Origin of the sequence: Parashewanella tropica, assembly GCF_004358445.1 — a bacterium.
Classification (GTDB): Bacteria; Pseudomonadota; Gammaproteobacteria; order Enterobacterales; family Shewanellaceae; genus Parashewanella; species Parashewanella tropica.
Genome location: NZ_CP037951.1, coordinates 2538147 through 2552567 on the forward strand (window position 1 = coordinate 2538147; position 14421 = coordinate 2552567).

A 14421-nucleotide genomic window follows, 5' to 3' on the forward strand; every position below is an offset into this window, starting at 1 on the left:
TGTTTTTCCCACAGAAGAAGTCGATTGATAAGGTAGCAATTCATTGAGTTGCAAGCTGAAAAGTAATCAAACTTAAGAAAATATTGATTCACAGCCAAACCTAAGACGTAAGCCATGAAATGCTGGCTTTATTTGAGAAAAAACAAAGAAACAGAACATTATTTTAACTGAATATCAAAGAGTTGTGTTCGATTTGGCATTATTGGAAACATACTAAAGAATTTTGACAATTAATCGCCGTTTTTGCTGGCACAAAAAAGCAAATTCAATGATTAATCGGTAACGACACGCAGTGAATGCGTCTGACAAAATAAGTAAAATTAAATACTTAACAATTTGCGTACCACATAATTTAGCCTGCACCAAACCGTGAGGTTCGTTGTATCAACAGGCCCATAATGCAATCTACACGCTGTTTGATGATATAAAGAAGAATCAAATAATCATGAAACGCATGTTAATTAATGCAACTCAATCAGAAGAGTTGCGTGTTGCCCTTGTTGACGGGCAGCAACTTTATGATCTGGACATTGAAAGCCCAGGTCATGAACAAAAAAAAGCCAACATCTATAAAGGTACAATCACCCGCGTAGAGCCTTCTTTAGAAGCAGCATTCGTAAACTACGGTGCTGAACGTCACGGTTTCCTTCCCCTTAAAGAAATTGCCAGAGATTACTTCCCTGAAGGTTATACCTTCCAAGGTCGTCCAAACATCAAAGATGTGGTTTCTGAAGGCCAAGAAGTTATTGTCCAAATTGATAAAGAAGAACGTGGTAACAAAGGTGCGGCTCTAACGACTTTCATTAGTCTTGCTGGTTCTTACCTAGTATTAATGCCAAATAACCCTCGTGCAGGCGGTATTTCTCGTCGTATCGAAGGTGATGAGCGTACTGAGCTCAAAGCGGCATTATCGCAATTAAGCGTTCCTCAAGGTATGGGTCTAATTGTTCGTACTGCTGGTGTGGGTAAAGATGCGGAAGAACTAAGATGGGATCTTCAAGTTTTACAACATCACTGGGCCGCAATTCAAGAAGCCGCAGCAAGTAAGCCTGCACCATTCTTAATTCACCAAGAGAGCAACGTGATTGTTCGTGCAATTCGCGACTATTTACGCCGTGATGTAGGTGAAATTCTAATCGATCATCAACGTATTTGTGATGATGCTAAACAGCACATTGCTTTAGTGCGTCCTGACTTTGTTGAGCGTGTTAAATTCTACAAATCTGAAGTGCCACTATTTACTCACTTCCAGATTGAATCGCAAATCGAATCGGCTTTCCAACGTGAAGTACGTCTGCCTTCTGGTGGCTCAATTGTTATTGATCCAACAGAAGCGTTAACTTCTATCGATATCAACTCTTCTCGCGCCACTAAAGGCGGTGATATCGAAGAAACAGCGCTGAATACCAACCTTGAAGCGGCTGACGAAATTGCACGTCAACTACGTCTACGTGACTTAGGTGGCCTAGTCGTTATCGACTTCATCGATATGACTCCAGCTAAGCACCAACGTGAAGTTGAAAACCGCTTACGTGAAGCGGTTGCTAATGACCGCGCCCGTGTTCAATTGGGTCGTATTTCTCGCTTTGGTCTGATGGAAATGTCTCGCCAACGTCTGCGCCCTTCTCTTGAAGAAGCCGCCGCTAACTTATGTCCTCGCTGTCATGGTCAAGGTACAATCCGCGGCACAGAATCGCTAGCACTTTCTATTCTACGTTTGATGGAAGAGGAAGCTATCAAAGAAAACACCTCTCAAATTGAAGCGATTGTTCCGGTTGATGTTGCGGCTTTCCTATTGAATGAAAAGCGTAAAGCCATTCGCATTACTGAACAACGCCACGACGTAGAAGTATATGTGATCCCAGATGCTCACATGACAACACCAGACTTCAAAGTGGTTCGTCATCGCAAAGATGAAGAGTCTGTTGAAGCAAGCTATAACCGCACTGAAAAGCCAGAGTCTCAATTATACGAGCCGCGTAAGCTTGAGCGAGCAACAAACGATCAGCCAGCGCTTAAAGGTTTTAGCGCACCGAAAAAAGCGCCAGCACCTGTCAAAGCCAAAGAAGTTAAAAAAGAGTCTAAAGGCATCATTGCTTCTATTGTTTCGGCTTTCAAAGGGTTATTTAGCCCAGAAGAAAAAGAAGCTGAGAAGAAAAAGCAAAACAGAAAACGTTCTAATCAAGAACGTAACGCTCAACGTCGCCGCAACCGCAAAAACGACAAGCGTACCCCTCGTAATGACCGTGACAATCGCAATAAGAATGATTCTGTTGCAGGTGAAACTCAAGAGCGTAAAGAACGCAATAAGCGTAACAATAAATCAGATAACACTAATCGTAAGTCTGACAAACAAGCTTCTGAGCAACCTAAGCAAGAAGTCGTTCGTGAGCGCCGTCAGCGTCGTAACATGCAACGCAAAGTGCGCATCAATACTGAAGTTGCAGAAACTGTAGAAACTTCAGCAATTGAAGCACAAGCTGAGCAAATAGTAGCGCCTGAAGTAAAAGTAGAGAAAGACAGCAAAGAAACTAAACCTCGTCAAACTCGACGTAAGCCAAGAGCAAAAGTTGAAGCTTCAACTTCTGAATCTGAAAAGCCAGTAAAAGAAGTGAAAGAAAAAGCTGAAACTAAGAAAAAAGCAAAAGCTGTAGACTCTGCTGAAGCTGACAAACAAAACACCACCAAAGCGCCTAAGAAAGACGCTAAAGCTAAAAAAGTTGAAGCTGAAAGTACTGAAGATAAGGAAATCATTGACGCTACTGAAGCTGTTGAATCAGATGTAAATGCTGATGATAAAGAGTCTGGTACTCGTCGCAGTCGTCGTAGCCCTCGCCACCTTCGCGCGGCAGGTCAACGTCGTCGTCGCGATGAAAAGCCAGCGTCTGAAGCTGCACCAGCATTTGAATCACATGATGAAATGCCTGTGATTTACGACTTATCGCAAATGGAAGATGGCGAGAAAAAGAGCGATGCTGAAGCCGCTCCTGAACAATTGGATTTAGTTACCGCTGATGTAGAAGCTCCAACTGTATCAACTGAACCGACTGTTGATGTCGTTGAGGCTGAAGTCGCTGTTGAAGTTCAAGCTGAACAAGTTACTGAGACACACTCAGAGCCTGAACAAGAAGTGATGGAGTTTGTTGAACAAGTTGAGACAACACCTACTGCTTCAGAGGTACAAAATCCAGCTGATACTGAGCAAGTAAGTGTAGAATCTCAAGCAGACGATACTGAAGATGCTGTGGCTGAAGTAGAGACAGAAAGCACCGATATTGAAGTTGAGGCTTCTGTACCACAACAAGATAATGTTGAGGTAGAACTATCTACTCAAACTGATGATTCTCAAGATTTGGTAACTGAAACCGTCGCTGCAGACTTATCATCGCCGATTGTTGTTGATGTTGACGAACCTGAAGTTCAGGAAGAAGCTGTCATTGAGGTGAAACCTCAAACGATAGAAAAAAAGGTAAGTCGTTTTGGTGGCATGGTAAGTTCGCAAACCACTAAACCAACGGTTACTAAACGCGTCGCAGTAGAAACGCCTAAAGGCCGTGACTACTCAGATGTAGAAGTACAGCTGCCGAGCAAAACGAAGCCGACTAACGTAGCGGGTTCGGACACTGCAAGAGCATAGGTTCTTCATAAACAATGCAATGATTAGGAGCTGTCATTTGACAGCTTCTTTTTTTGTGTCAGCGGTGATTTTTTCTGCTAAAATCGCCGCTTCTAAAAATTCATATTTACCAAATGTGTGATAACTGAACTGTATATATAGATGGGAGTAATAGTGTGATAAGACAACCGTCCGTGACAGGATGTCACGGTCGTCAGCACATGGACGTGCGCTTCAGTTGTTGTTCACACTATTATTCCTTTTATTAATTTAGTCACATATCTGGAATATCAAGTTAAAACTACTCAATTTAGAGGTCAGATGTTCGACTTAATACGTCATAAAACAGCTAGCCATAAAGCCGATTTGCTTTCTGGTTTCACTGTCGCACTTGCTTTAGTCCCTGAAGCTGTTGCATTCGCATTCGTAGCCGGTGTAGAACCTATGGTAGGTTTATACGCTGCATTTATTATGGGCTTAGTGACTGCCGTGATTGGTGGTCGCCCCGGTATGATTTCTGGTGCAACAGGCGCGATGGCTGTCGTCATGGTTGCTCTTGTTGCTCAGCACGGTGTTCAATACTTATTTGCCGCTGTGGTTCTAGCTGGTCTAATCCAAGTGCTTGCGGGAGTGTTTAAACTGGGTAAGTTTATTCGTATCGTTCCCTACCCTGTAATGATTGGTTTTGTGAACGGTCTTGCGATTGTGATTTTCTTAGCTCAGCTAGGTCAATTCCAAGTGCCTGATGCCAATGGGGTAATGCAGTGGCTTCAAGGTGAGCAACTTTACCTAATGCTAGGTTTAGTGGCATTGACCATGTTTATTATCCACTTCCTTCCTAAGGTAACGACGGCTATTCCATCGTCATTGGCTGCGATTCTAACGGTAACAGCTATCGTAGTTGGTTTTAATCTAGATACTCGTACTGTTCTTGACTTCTTGCGCTCAATGAGTGGCGATGAAGCAGCGACAATTGCAGGTAGCCTACCAACATTCTCAATTCCATCGGTTCCATTCAATATGGAAACCTTGATGATCATCCTGCCTTACTCGTTCATCTTAGCGGCTGTTGGTTTGATTGAATCACTACTAACACTGACTGTTATCGACGAAATGACCGAGACTCGTGGTAAAGGTAATAAAGAATGTGTTGGTCAAGGTGTTGCAAACATCACTAGTGGCTTCTTTGGTGCTATGGGTGGTTGTGCCATGATTGGTCAGTCTATGATCAACATTAACTCTGGTGGTCGCGGTCGTCTGTCAGGTATTACCGCAGCGTTGGCTCTGTTAGCTTTCATTCTATTTGGCGCAAGCTTTATCGAAATGATCCCACTAGCAGCACTTGTTGGTGTGATGTTCATGGTTGTACTTGGCACTTTCGAATGGGCAAGTTTCAAAGTAATGCGCAAAGTACCTAAGCATGATGCCTTTGTAATTGTACTGGTAACCACAGTTACTGTATTTACTGACTTAGCTTTCGCAGTATTTGTTGGTGTCATTGTTTCTGCTCTAGTATTTGCTTGGGAGCACGCTAAGCATATCAATGTCAGCACTGAAACCGATGCTAATGGTTGGAAAGTATATCGTCTAAATGGTCCGTTGTTCTTCGGTTCAGTATCTCACTTCCTTGAATTATTTGACGCAAAAAATGACCCTGAAGACGTGATTATCGACTTCCAAAATTCACGCGTTGCGGATCACTCAGCATTAGATGCAATCGATACCCTTGCAGAGCGTTACATCGCAGCGGGTAAAAAACTGCATTTACGTCACTTAAGCGGCGATTGTAAACAGCTACTTAATAAAGCTGGTGATTTGGTTGAAGTAAACTTGATTGAAGATCCACATTATCATGTAGCTGATAATAAACTGGATTAATGTTATCTTTTTAGTAACTTAAGAGCGCGATTTCGCGCTCTTTTTATTGGTATTGTTGTTAAGGATAACCATGTATATTCGTATATTTTCTCTTATCTGTGCCATTTTTTTGCTTTGTACAAGCAATAATAGTTTTGGGAAACACGAGAGCTCTAGCCCTAAACTACAGGAGCTTACTGCATCCATCAAAACCATAGTGAGCAATACACCACAGCCCTTTAGTGGCTCAGTCATTTTACAAAAAAGGGGGGTGCCTGTTCTTGAGTTATCGGTTGGCGAAGGTATAAATAAAGATTCAAAATTCGTTATAGCATCTCTGTCTAAACAAATTACAACCACTTTAGTATTACAAGCTGTTGATACTGGAAAGATAGAGTTAAATCGCTCACTGAATAGTTATCTTTATGACGATACAGCTTCACATCGAAACAGATATGATGATTCAATAACCATTCATCACCTTCTAACCCATACTTCAGGTATTCAACCGATAGGCAAACCCAGCCTATTTAAAGCTGGTAGCCAGTTTAAATATTCTAATTTCGGTTACTCACTACTTGGAAAAGTGCTTGAAAAAGTTAATCAACGTCCTTTTGAGAAGCAGATTAAACAATTTTCAAAAGATAACCAGTTACCCGACCTTCACGCAGATGTAGGTACAATTAATACTATTCAGCAAAAGCTGCCTTTATTGGCGATGGGTTATAATGAAACGGATAAGCTCACACCTTCAAATTTGAATATTCGTAAACCAATGCTTCCTAGTGGTGGAATAATTGCCTCTGCAAAGACTTTTGCTTCATTTCAGAACCAATTACATTCAGGGAAGCTTCTGAGCCATAAAAGCTATCAGCTTATGACATCCCCTCACACCAACATTAAATTCTTTTGGCCAAACATGCATTATGGTTACGGGTTAAGAGTCAACAAAGATAACGGTTTAACGGAATTTAGTCATACTGGCTATGTATCAGGGTATATGTCGATGTCTCTCCACTACCCTCAATTCGATTTAGATTTGGTGATGCTAGAAAATATTGCTCTAAGATTGGATGATATAGATCGCGTTTTTCAATTACATAATCAAATTCGTAAGAGTATACGTGAACATTTACGAACAACAGAACAGTAAGCTCATAGTAAATCTCTTCACTCAATGATGAGGTTGTTGAGGGGCTGCTCACTTCGTAATCAGACCCTCAAACACCTCTTTAAACTTATCTACCTTAGGCTGGATAACCAATTGACAATATCTCTGCTCAGGATTTTGCTCAAAATAATCATTGTGAACATCTTCTGCTGGGTAAAATTGATCAAAAATCGATACTTCTGTCACAATTGGTTTTTCATAAATTAACGCTTTATTGAGTTCCTCAATTACTTTATTTGCAATTTGAATCTGCTCGTAATCATGGGCAAAAATGACACTGCGGTATTGCGGTCCAATATCATGGCCTTGCTGATTTAAGGTGGTCGGGTCGTGACTTTGGAAAAAAGCCTGAACTAATGTCACGAAGTCGACCTCTGAAGGATCATATTCAATATGCGCGACTTCTGCGTGACCTGTTTTTCCTGAGCAAACCGCTTTATAATTTGCCTCAGACTCTAGCCCTCCGCTATACCCAGACTGTACTTTCTGAACGCCTTTAACCAGTTTAAATACTGCTTCTGTGCACCAGAAACACCCTGCCCCAAAGGTTGCGTGTTTCACTTTGCTAGCGAGTTCTTCCTCAGTAGGTACAAAAACCATTGATACCGAATTAACACAATGCCTAATATTTCTAGGTGTTAAATGCTCACCTTCAAATACATGCCCTAAATGCCCACCACAATCATTACAAACAATTTCGGTTCTCATGCCATCGGCGTCTGGCATACGTTTCACTGCCCCCTCAATCTCATCATCAAAGGACGGCCAACCGCAGCTTGAGTGAAATTTATGTACTGAAGTATACAAAGGAGCGTGACACTTACGACACAAATACACTCCCTGAGCCGTATTATTTACCAACGCCCCACTAAAGGGTGGCTCGGTACCTTTTTCTTCTATTACATATTTTTCGAAGTCTGTTAATGGCGTCATGATTTGCTCCGATATTCCAAGCCGTGATAACTAATAAATGTGAGTAACCACACACTCTTTGCAGTTTTATAAGGTTTTAAGTAGAATGCCCGTCCGGGTCATCCATAATTACAATATAGATTAAAATGAAATTAGAAACTATTGATTATCTTGCTCCGGACGCAGCAGAAAAGTTCGTTGAATCACTTCACCAGATCGGTTTCGGTGTTTTAAGAAACCATCCAATTAGCCAAGACTTAGTAGAAACCATTTATAAGGAATGGCATGCGTTTTTCTCTACCGAAGAAAAATATAACTTTCGCTTTAATGTAGATACTCAAGACGGTTTTTTCCCTCCAGAAGTATCTGAAACAGCAAAAGGTAACGATGTTAAAGACATCAAAGAGTTTTACCATGTTTATCCTTGGGGACAGATCCCAGATTCACTTCGTGAAAACATTATGGCTTATTACAATAAAGCTAATGCTTTTGCGGAAGAACTTCTAAGCTGGATTGAAAAGTATTCTCCACCAGAGGTTGCTGAACATTATTCTATTGCTCTTTCAAAGATGGTTCATGAAAGCACTCAAACACTGCTTCGTGTTCTTCACTATCCACCAATGAAAGGTGATGAAGAGTCTGGTGCTATCCGTGCAGCGGCACATGAAGACATTAACTTAATCACTATCTTGCCTGCGGCCAACGAAAAAGGCTTACAAGTTAAAGACAAGAGCGGTGAATGGTTAGATGTACCAAGTGATTTTGGAAATATCATCATCAATATCGGTGATATGCTACAAGAAGCGTCAGGTGGTTATTTCCCATCGACTTCTCACCGCGTGATTAACCCTGAAGGTCAAGATAAGACTAAATCTCGTATCTCTTTGCCTTTATTCTTACACCCGCATCCAGAGGTTGTACTTTCAGAAAGATATACCGCTAACGAATACTTGATGGAAAGATTACGTGAATTAGGTGTTATCTAATTCTCTGTCTCGTCCTAAAATACGTTGACGGTTTTAATGTAAATCCAAGAGCATTTGCTCTTGGATTTTTTTATGCACTTGGTTCGGTGTTTTCATCTCTAAACTTAAATGCGGTCTCATATCGTTGTATATCGCTATTGATTCATCGATGAGCAACTTTAATTCATCAATATTTTTACATTGATATACAAGGAACTCCTGCTTCAGTATACCATTCACCCTCTCTGCGAGTGCATTTTGATAGCAGTCATAACCATCAGTCATTGAGGGTATTATATTATTTTGCTTAAGTTTATTCTGATAAATAGCAGAGCAATATTGTAACCCTCTGTCTGAGTGATGAATTGCGTTACGTCTATAACACCTATGGCTAACAGCCATATCTAGCGCTTTAACCACGTCTGTCGCTTTCATTCCATCACTTAATTCATAGCCCATTATTTTTCGACTATAAGCGTCAGTGACAAGCGAGAGATAATGCACACCATCATCACTTTCCACATAAGTGATATCACTTACCAAGACTTCTTCAGCTCTTTGTGGCGTGTAATCTTTTAACAAATTCGGATGCTTTTTCATCCAATGCTTACTGTTAGTCGTTTTCCTATAACTACGCTTGGGTTGAATTAGCAGGTGTTCTTCCCTCAGATAGTCGAATAGGCCATCTCGCCCGAGCTTTATGCCTTCCTCCATAAGTTGAGGCTTCAGAAGATAGTACAGTTTCCTACCGCCTAATCGTGGCATAAATCGCCGTAACGCTAGCACCATATTTTTTACTGGAGCTAACATGATAGCCCGTTTTTTATCTCTATATTCCCTTTGATAAATTGATTGCCTCGTCATGCCAAGAAGCTTACAAGCCTTGCTTAAACTTACTTGCTTTTGTACCTGAAGGTTTCTTGCTCCTTGGCTATAAGCTTTTTTCGCAACCCTATACCATGTTCAGCATCAATAATATCGACGACTTCATTAAGTAATAGGTTACGTAACTTTTCATCCTTCAACTCTCGCTCTAAGCGCTTAATCTTTTGAGCTGGTGTTTCTTTGGCTTTAGGTGATTTAGACATGGTTATTTTCGGTGGTTGACACCAATCTAGCTTACCGTGTTTTCTCAACCATGTAAGTACTGTTGAGCGACCTTGGATACCATAGATTTTTTGAGCTTGCTTATAGGTCATATCACCTTTTTCAACAGCTGCAACAACCTGCAATTTAAAGCCTAATGAATAATCACGTTGTGTACGTTTTATATAGGTAGGATCTGGGTTTGTCATAATAAGTCCTAAATGTGTAAACACATTTCAGGACGGGACACTCGATACAAAAAAGGCTGCCAGATTGCAGCCTTTTTTATTTCTTAATAACCATTTATTGAACGGTTACGGTTACTTCATCATCAAAGTTATCATCAGCATCACTTGCTGTAATTGTCGCTGTTCCCGCAGCAATTGCTTTAACTACTCCTGAGTCACTTACAGTAACTACATTGGTGTCACTACTTCTCCATGTTGCTCTCGAGCTAACATCTTCAGTTTTCTCGTCTTGGAAAATAGCCGTCGCAACAAACTGTGACGATGAACCGACTGCTAACGTCTCTACTGAAGCTGAGATTTTAATATCCATTAACTGAGCAATTGATACTGAAATTTGAAATGGTGTAGCAGTAAATTTGTTTCCAGTTGCATCTGTAAATGTCGCACTAAAACTCACATCACCTACAGCAACACCTGTTGCAACATTTCCTTCGATAGTTGCAACGGAATTGTCACTAGAGCTATAAACAGATGTCAAAGATACGTCCACTTCTTCTGTATCAGATACTTTTGCAATTGCAAAATACTTTGATTTCGAACCAACATATAGAGCGGATTTCTCCATGGTTAAGCTCAGATCTGTGATGGGAGCGCTGATAACAAAGATTGTTAGCTTCTCAGTAGTTAAATCATCATGAGTAGCATAAATCTCAGTTTCACCTTTAGAAAGAGCAGAGAAAGTACCATTATCGTCAATTGTGGCGACTTCTGGATTTGAGCTTTTCCAAGTCAGCTCTTTAACAACTTCTGTATGCCCATCATCGAAGCTACCAATCACCACTAGATTTTGACTGGTGTTCGCTACAATGGCTTGATGGTAAGAAGTGATTTTAATTGACTCGAATTCACCATGTGAATCATGATCATGACTACCACCACCGCAAGCAATTAAAGATAGTGATGTGACCATCATTAATAGAGATTACATTACAGCTTTCATAGATACATCCTTGTTGAGTGACTACTCTGCCTAAGAAACAGAAAAACCAAATTTATATATAGTCTAAAACTCGGATTTTTGCTCTAGCTAAAATTATTATCAATGCCCCGAATAAACATCTATTCTTATTTACAGTCAGTTAACCAATAAAAATTATTCTTCATAAAGAAGACGTTATATTGAATCTTTCAAGCTCGATACTTAGAATGAGCTATCACTAAAAAGAGCCAGAGTATATGTTCTATCTTATCCAATCGAATCGTATGGAATCCCTCAGCCAGCAATTGGCAGATTTGCTAACAAAACCGACCGATATTTCCTCTGTATTACAACCACAACAGATTCTGGTTCAAAGCCCGGGGATGTCGACATGGCTTCGATTGGAAATCGCCAAACACAATGGTATTGCAGCAGCTATCGACTTTCCTCTTCCATCCAGTTTTACATGGCAGCTCTATCACAGCCTTTTGACTGATGTGCCTGAAGAAAATGCTTTCACCAAACCGATGATGACTTGGAAACTGATGTCGTTATTACCTTCATTAATTAATGACCCAGAGTTTGCATCACTTAAAGATTACTTAGACTCAAATCAAAATAACGACCCTGCGCAACTGCAATTAAAATACTATCAATTATGTAACCGAATTGCGGACACCTTTGACCAATACCTAGTCTATAGACCAGACTGGATTGCTGGTTGGGAGCAAGGTGAACAGCCTATTGAGCTAGCTGACAATCAACAATGGCAGCCTATACTGTGGCGCAGTTTGATTGAATTTAACTACCAGCAATTGCAGCAAAACCCATATCACAGAGCGAACCTTCATCAGGCACTATTGCAAGCCATTGAAGATCCTGAGACAGAGATTTCAGATATTCCACCACAACTTTTTGTGTTTGGTATTTCATCAATGCCACCACAGTTATTAGAGATTCTGCACAAACTGGCTCAGCGCATTGATGTATTTATGTTTAACTTAAGCCCTTGCCAGCATTATTGGGGAGATATTGTTGATCCTAAACTCAGGGCGAAAATGGCAATTCAATTTGAAAATAAACAATTCCTGCCTGAACAATGGGAAGAAAGCCTAGAAGTCGGTAACCCTATATTAGCCAATAACGGAAAAATGGGACGCGAGCTACTCGATCTTGTTCTTGAGCTTCCCGAAGATAATGTAGAGCTCGGTTTTGAACACTACCTAGATCCACTTAACCCTCAAAGTCCAAGTCTACTGCATGAACTTCAACATGATATCTTAGAAATGGAAACCCTAGGCGAACCACTAGGCCCAGATTCCGATATCTACAATAAGCCCGAAAAACGTAGAACATTAAAAGAGAGTGACCATTCACTAAAGCTCAGTAGCTGCCATAGCCCATTAAGAGAAGTTGAGACCTTACACAATCATTTATTGTCGCTTTTAGAAGCTAACCCTAAACTTCAGCCGAAAGACATAGTCATCATGCTTCCCGATGTCGCCTCTTATGCTCCCTACATAGATGCCGTTTTCTCTGCTAAACAAGGAAGTCATTATATTCCTTACGCAATCGCAGATAGAGGAGCCGCTCAAGAGTCACCTTTGGTTAACAGCTTTTTAAGCCTACTTACTTTGAACCAAAGCCGATTTTCATTATCCGAGATCACCAGTATTCTAGAAGTTTCAGCTGTAATGCGTCGTTTCGATATTGATGACGAAGATCTTGTTACCATCAAGCACTGGCTTAATGAAGCTGGTGTTCGCTGGGGTAGAAGCCAAGACAGTCGCCAAGAATTTGATGTTCCATCATTTGAGCAAAACTCTTGGGCTTTCGGCCTTAAACGTTTGATTTTGGGCTATTCATTAAGCAACGATGCCGATCTATATCAAGGCAGCCTAAAAACGCAAGGCGTTGAAGGTATGTCAGCTCAAGCCTTGGGCAAATTACTCAATTTTGTTGAGGCGTTAGATAACTGGCACTACACACTTAACCAACCTGTTAATGCCCATCAGCGTATCGAGCAGTTAGAAATGTTAGTAGAGTCTTTCTACTTAATTGATAATGACGAACGCTCTCAATTACAAGATGTTCGAGATGCAATCAGCAAGTTAAAAGAAGAACTGACTCAAGCTCGTTTTGATGAAGAACTGACTCCATTGACCATATCATCTTGGTTTAATAGTGAATTGAATCAATCAAGAGTTGGTCAACGCTATCTTGCGGGTAACGTTAACTTTTGTACTTTAATGCCTATGCGCTCTATTCCATTCAAAGTCGTTTGCTTACTTGGAATGAATGATGGCGTATACCCAAGAAACCAATATCCTATCAGTTTCGACCTCATGGCACACTTTGCCGCTCGCAAAGGTGACCGTTCTCGTCGTCTTGATGATAGATATCTATTCTTAGAAGCCCTACTTTCAGCAAGACAACATCTTTACATCAGTTATATCGGCCTTAGTGAAAGAGATAACTCCGAGCGAATTCCATCGATGCTTGTGTCTGAGTTACTGGATTACTGCCAGCTTTGTTATCAATTACCAGATGGCAGTAATGAAATAAACAAACGCCTCATTACTCAACAGCCATTACAGGCTTTCGATAGCGCTTTGTATGACGAAGAAAAATCGAACTTTCAAAGCTACGATAAGCAATGGTGTCCTCTAACAACGAAACAAGCTCAAGCGGCATTCATCAGCTCAGCACTGAAATCAGATGATGAAGACAAGCAAGATACTTTAGATTTATCATCTCTGATTCGATTTTTTCGAAACCCAGCTCAGTTCTTCTTTAACCGAACGTTAAACCTAGACTTAGGGCTACAAATAGAACAAGACGAAAACGATGAGCCTTTTGCTTTAAGTGCTTTAGAGCGTTATCAAATTCAAGACAAGTTATTAAATCATCTTGTTGAAACTCAAGCCGAATACATCGACGACGCTCAAATTCAGCACCTTAAAGCGAATGGACAGCTGCCTGTTACCCCGTTTGATGACCTGTTACTCAAGCAATATCAAAAAGATATTGGTGCTACTGCTGGTAGAGCAATTTATTTGAAAGGCGATGGTCAAAGCATCAGCGTTGATATAAAGCTTGAATTCAAATCTTTACTCAATGGCATTACGCTAGTGGGTAGAGTCGATGATGTAGGTGGTAAAGGGCTCGTAAATATGAGACCCGGAAAATCTCATGGTAGAGATCTACTAAGAGTGTACTTACGTCACCTTGCGATTAATGCGATGGGCGTTCATAAGTCCAGTTTTTTAATCGACGTCAGCCACTTCCATACTTTTGCACCGATTGAAGCCTCGCAGGCTCACGCTTTGTTGGCCGAGCTAATTGAACTGTATTTCTCAGGGCTAGAGCAACCTTTGATATTCCCGCCCAAAACGGCTATGGCATTTGCTAATGCTGACGGCGAACATGAAGACAAGCTAGCCGAAGCAGAAAAAGCTTGGGCTGGAGAGTTCGGTGAAGGAGAAGATCCTCATTTCCAAAGACTATTCTCATTCCCTGACGACTTTGATGACACTTTCGTTCGGCTCAGTAAAACCGTTTTTTATCCTCTATTAGATATTTACTACACAGACAAATTAGATTCTCTACAAGATTATATCGAAAGCCAAACTAAGGGAGTTAAGTGA

Annotated in this window: 8 protein-coding genes; 5 read left to right on the top strand and 3 right to left on the bottom strand. The window is 40.9% G+C overall.

Going from position 1 to position 14421, the window contains the following annotated elements; all coding sequences use genetic code 11:
* The first annotated feature begins 445 nt into the window (after positions 1-445).
* The 3 genes from rne to E2H97_RS11185 all read left to right on the top strand — a co-directional run bounded on the left by rne (position 446) and on the right by E2H97_RS11185 (position 6626).
* Positions 446-3637 carry a ribonuclease E gene (rne, locus tag E2H97_RS11175; RefSeq protein ID WP_133407216.1) on the top strand — a complete coding sequence of 1064 codons (3192 nt, stop codon included), beginning with the start codon at positions 446-448 and terminating at the stop codon, positions 3635-3637.
* 300 nt (positions 3638-3937) lie between these two features.
* The gene (locus tag E2H97_RS11180) at positions 3938-5494 is read left to right on the top strand and encodes a SulP family inorganic anion transporter (RefSeq protein WP_133407217.1); all 1557 of its coding nucleotides are present in this window, start codon (positions 3938-3940) and stop codon (positions 5492-5494) included.
* Positions 5495-5564: 70 nt separating this feature from the next.
* Positions 5565-6626 carry a serine hydrolase domain-containing protein gene (locus E2H97_RS11185; RefSeq protein WP_133407218.1) on the top strand — a complete coding sequence of 354 codons (1062 nt, stop codon included), beginning with the start codon at positions 5565-5567 and terminating at the stop codon, positions 6624-6626.
* Between the two features lie 48 nt (positions 6627-6674).
* Here E2H97_RS11185 and E2H97_RS11190 read toward each other — a convergent pair whose 3' ends face one another.
* Positions 6675-7577: a bifunctional methionine sulfoxide reductase B/A protein gene (locus E2H97_RS11190; protein WP_133407219.1), complete on the bottom strand. Its 903-nt coding sequence runs from the start codon at positions 7575-7577 to the stop codon at positions 6675-6677.
* A 125-nt stretch (positions 7578-7702) separates the two neighbouring features.
* On the opposite strand from E2H97_RS11190, the gene E2H97_RS11195 reads away from it, so the two are divergent.
* Entirely contained in the window at positions 7703-8542 is an 840-nt protein-coding gene (locus E2H97_RS11195) for an isopenicillin N synthase family dioxygenase (protein ID WP_133407220.1), read from the top strand.
* Between the two features lie 33 nt (positions 8543-8575).
* On the opposite strand, the gene E2H97_RS11200 is transcribed toward E2H97_RS11195, so the two are convergent.
* Together E2H97_RS11200 and E2H97_RS11205 are read right to left on the bottom strand one after the other, a co-directional pair.
* Positions 8576-9816, bottom strand: a protein-coding gene (locus tag E2H97_RS11200) for an IS3 family transposase (protein ID WP_133406468.1) whose coding sequence is annotated in 2 segments (ribosomal slippage) — positions 8576-9456 and positions 9456-9816 — 1242 coding nt in all. Because the reading frame shifts where the segments join, the coding sequence is not laid out codon by codon here.
* A gap of 94 nt (positions 9817-9910) precedes the next feature.
* Positions 9911-10768 (bottom strand): Ig-like domain-containing protein, encoded by an 858-nt coding sequence (locus E2H97_RS11205; protein WP_133407221.1) that lies wholly within the window; start codon positions 10766-10768, stop codon positions 9911-9913.
* A 263-nt stretch (positions 10769-11031) separates the two neighbouring features.
* On the opposite strand from E2H97_RS11205, the gene recC reads away from it, so the two are divergent.
* Complete coding sequence (gene recC / locus E2H97_RS11210) at positions 11032-14421, top strand: exodeoxyribonuclease V subunit gamma (protein ID WP_133407222.1); 3390 nt, start codon at positions 11032-11034, stop codon at positions 14419-14421.